Source organism: Sulfurovum sp. bin170 (genome assembly GCF_010892395.1).
Lineage (GTDB): Bacteria > Campylobacterota > Campylobacteria > Campylobacterales > Sulfurovaceae > UBA1140.
Genome location: NZ_JAACKB010000271.1, coordinates 1 through 3,812 on the forward strand (window position 1 = coordinate 1; position 3,812 = coordinate 3,812).

A 3,812-nucleotide genomic window follows, 5' to 3' on the forward strand; every position below is an offset into this window, starting at 1 on the left:
AAACTACACCTAGTAAGCCTTGGCTGTACAAAAAACCTTGTCGATTCGGAGGTTATGTTGGGTAGGCTAAGAGAGTATGAAATCTCTGATGATGCCTCAACTGCCGATGTAATTATAGTCAATACTTGTGGATTTATAGATGCTGCAAAAGAGGAGAGTATCAATACGATTTTAAATTTACATGAAGATCGAAAAGAGAACTCTATTTTGGTGGTGAGTGGTTGTCTGACTGAACGATACCAAGAGGAGCTACAGAGGGATTTACCAGAGGTTGATATTTTTACTGGTGTAGGAGATTATGAGCAGATAGATAAATTAATAGCTCAAAAAAGAGGAGCAACATTCTCTCCAGAGGTCTATTTGGCAAATGAGAATTCAAAACGAGTCATTACAGGGTCAAACACTCATGCCTATATCAAAATGGCAGAGGGGTGTAACCAAGCCTGTTCATTCTGTGCAATACCTAGTTTCAAAGGAAAACTCCACTCTCGTACCCTTCTATCTATCGAAAAAGAGGTCAAAGCTCTGGTGGCACAAGGCTTTTATGAGTTTAGTTTTATCTCCCAAGACTCCTCTAGCTATGGACGAGATATTGGACTAAAAGATGGATTGATAGATATTATCAAGACAGTTGAGCCTATAGATGGTGTAAAAATAGCACGAATCTTGTATCTCTACCCCAGTACCACTTCGTTTGAACTGATTGATGCTATTGCTGACTCTAAAATTTTTGAGACCTATTATGATATGCCTATTCAACAGATAGATGATGCTATTTTAAAGATTATGAGAAGAGGTTTTGGAGAGAAGAAAACCATAGAGCTACTAGAGCATATGAAGTCTAAAAAAGATGCCTTTATCCGTACATCTATTATAGCTGGTCATCCAGGGGAGAGTGATGAGGCATTTGAGCGAGTTTGTGAGTTCCTAAGAGAGTTTAACTTTGATAGATTTAATGTCTTTTTATACTCCAATGAAGAGACAACCCCAGCGTTTACAATGAAACCTGTGGAGGAAGAGATTATAGAGGATAGAGTTGAAGTACTAGAAGATATAGCTTATGAGACTACTCAAATATCATTAAAAAATATGATTGGAAAAACCATTCAAGTAATACTTGATGGCAAGAGTGATGAGCATGAGTATATTCTATCAGCTAGACCTACACTTTGGGCAAAAGATATAGATGGGGATGTTTTGATAAATGATACTTCTGATTTGAAGATTGAGTTTGGAGGTCTTTATGAGGCTAAGATTACTGAACTAGTAGGAGATAGGTTGCTTGGAACACTTATTAAGACTATCTAATCTCTTTTTACTGCAAGATAGAAAAAACCTCCTTGCTTTTTCAGCAGGAGTGGACTCCTCTGCTCTCTTTTTTCTACTCCAAGAGAACAATATCTCTTTTGATATAGCTCTAATCAACTATGGAATGAGGAAACAGAGCGAAGAGGAGGAGAGATATGCTATAGATTTAGCCCAAAAATATAACCTCAAATCCTATATCACAAAAGCTCCCTCTTTTAGTAGTAACTTTGAAAAAAATGCTAGAGATTTTAGATATAGTTTTTTTGATAAATTAATGGAAGAACACAATTATGAGAATCTAATTACTGCACATCAACTGAATGACCAACTAGAGTGGTTTTTAATGCGTCTGACTAAAGGGGCAGGGACAAGTGAACTTCTAGGTCTTGAATCTATATCCAAACGAAAAGAATATACTCTAATTCGTCCTATTCTTCATCACTCCAAAGATGAGCTTATGAATTATTTGGATGAGAATGGTTACCGATATTTCATAGATGAGAGCAATAGCGATGAGAAGTATGAGAGAAACTATTTTAGAAATAATTTTTCTGATAAACTTATTGAGAAATATAAAAATGGTATTCAAAAGAGTTTTGAATATTTACAGATAGACAAAGAGGTTTTGTTAAGTGGATATAGAGAAGTTTTTAACCATAAAGAACTATATATTTTAGAGATAGATAACCATATGATTATATCTCGTGTGGTTGATAAATATCTAAAAAAATTAGGTTATCTACTCTCATCTGCACAGAGAGCAGAGTTGGCAAATGAAAACTCTATGGTATTTGGTGGATTATGGGCTGTTGAGATAGTTGAAGATAAAATATATATCGCACCCTATCTAAAAGAGGTAATGCCCAAAAAATTTAAAGAGGCTTGTCGCATCGCTAAAATACCCTCAAAAGTTAGAGGGTACTACTATCATAAGAGATTAGAACCTAAAAAGGTTTCACAACTATATTGACTCTCATAGACTTGTTCATCTCTTTATATACAATACTATTTTCAACAGAAACTCTATAATTTAGAGATATATTTTTTAAGAAAGTATGAAACTTAGGTAGAGACTCCTTAGCAAATAAAATAGTAACTTTGTAACTGTTATCAGAAGATGAGATTACATCAACTTTATCAAAATACTCCTCTGCATCTGATTTAAATACCTCTGAATGGAAGTTTTTTATACCAAAACTATTCTCCCGTTTATCTAGTTTCTCTATCTGAACTACTTTTTTAGCATAGAGTTTCTGATTTTTATAATAAGAGACTACATTCGGAATAACCCATAATAGCAGTACTAATAGTGATATAATGAACCAAATTTTTGTTATTGGTGACAGTGTTTTTATATTCATGCTTTCCTCTTCTCTACTTTGCGGTAAAAGAGAACTCTGTCTTAAAGTTTTCAAGTGGTTTTATAACAAACTTACCATTTTTATACAACTTACTAAGACTATTTTTAAGTGGTTCAATACCCCAAACCACACCTCTAATATCAATCTCTTTTGTGGATATTGTTGCAATTTTCAGTTCACCATTCTTCCCCATAGCTTTGAATAGTTTTTGTGAAACTGTTGTCAAATCAAGATTCGTTTGATGTGCAGAAATTTGCATACTTTTTTGGGAAATCTTATTTAAGATTGTACCATTTTTTATAGAAAAGAAGCTACCAACTGCCAAAACAATCAACAGTGGCACAGCAGATGTCATAGATGAACCAGCAAAGATAGATTTTATAGAGTTAAAAAGACCTCTGTTTTCATCACCTTTTATCTTAATATCATTTAGATTCTGTTTTTGAGACAAGTTACTATTTTTAATTTCACTATGAGTCTCATTAGAACTATCAACTACTCTATTTTGCACACTTCTAGGAGAGAGTTCTATTTTTTTAAATGATTTGATATAAGAACTTCCTGCCATCTCTTGGCTAGATGCCATATTGTGCAGTAGATTATGAATACTATTTTGATGAAGCTCAATATGAAGAGATAACTCCTCTCTCAAAACTTTCAGAAGTTTAGGAGAGTCATCAGAGACTAGCATCTCTATATGGTCAGCAAAACTATATGAAATCTTATAATAGGCTTGCATACTCTTATATACTCTCTCTGCAACCTGTTTCTCTGTCAGACCTCTTGTACCTATAGTCCAACTCTGATGAATCTTGTCCGATGTAGCAAACATCATAAATAGTTTCCTATCAAAAAGACCTATAAGTAGTGTTATCTTGTCATCCAGAATATTTTTATACTGCTGATATAGCATTGTAAAAGGTGAGAAGTATAGCGTAGTAGGTATATCACCCACATCTATACTCTCTTGGGTTACAAAGTTATCATTGAAAATTTTGGCTGTTGCTCTGTTTCTATCCTCCTCTTGGCTAGTAATTTGATTTGCTAGTAGAGAGATAGATATTACATGATTATTTGGATATTGTGATTGAAGCATACGAATTTTCTCTATAAACTTCACCTTATCACTCTCATGAAACTGCT

Annotated in this window: 4 protein-coding genes; 2 read left to right on the plus strand and 2 right to left on the minus strand. The window is 33.9% G+C overall.

Annotation, left to right across the window (positions count from 1 at the left end):
• Both rimO and tilS read left to right on the plus strand, forming a co-directional pair.
• The coding region (gene rimO, locus GSY74_RS06355) for a 30S ribosomal protein S12 methylthiotransferase RimO (RefSeq protein ID WP_164664264.1) at nucleotides 1–1,308 on the plus strand (1,308 nt) is incomplete at its 5' end.
• Nucleotides 1,283–2,278, plus strand: a complete 996-nt coding sequence (gene tilS / locus GSY74_RS06360; protein ID WP_188108701.1) for a tRNA lysidine(34) synthetase TilS — start codon at nucleotides 1,283–1,285, stop codon at nucleotides 2,276–2,278. The genes rimO and tilS, both read left to right, overlap by 26 nt.
• Here the strand turns inward: tilS and GSY74_RS06365 are convergent.
• Nucleotides 2,253–2,669, minus strand: a complete 417-nt coding sequence (locus GSY74_RS06365; protein WP_164664265.1) for a hypothetical protein — start codon at nucleotides 2,667–2,669, stop codon at nucleotides 2,253–2,255. The two genes, tilS and GSY74_RS06365, sit on opposite strands and share 26 nt — an antisense overlap.
• A 13-nt stretch (nucleotides 2,670–2,682) precedes the next feature.
• Nucleotides 2,683–3,812 (minus strand): hypothetical protein (locus GSY74_RS06370; RefSeq protein ID WP_164664266.1); only part of this gene is annotated, 1,130 nt, incomplete at its 5' end.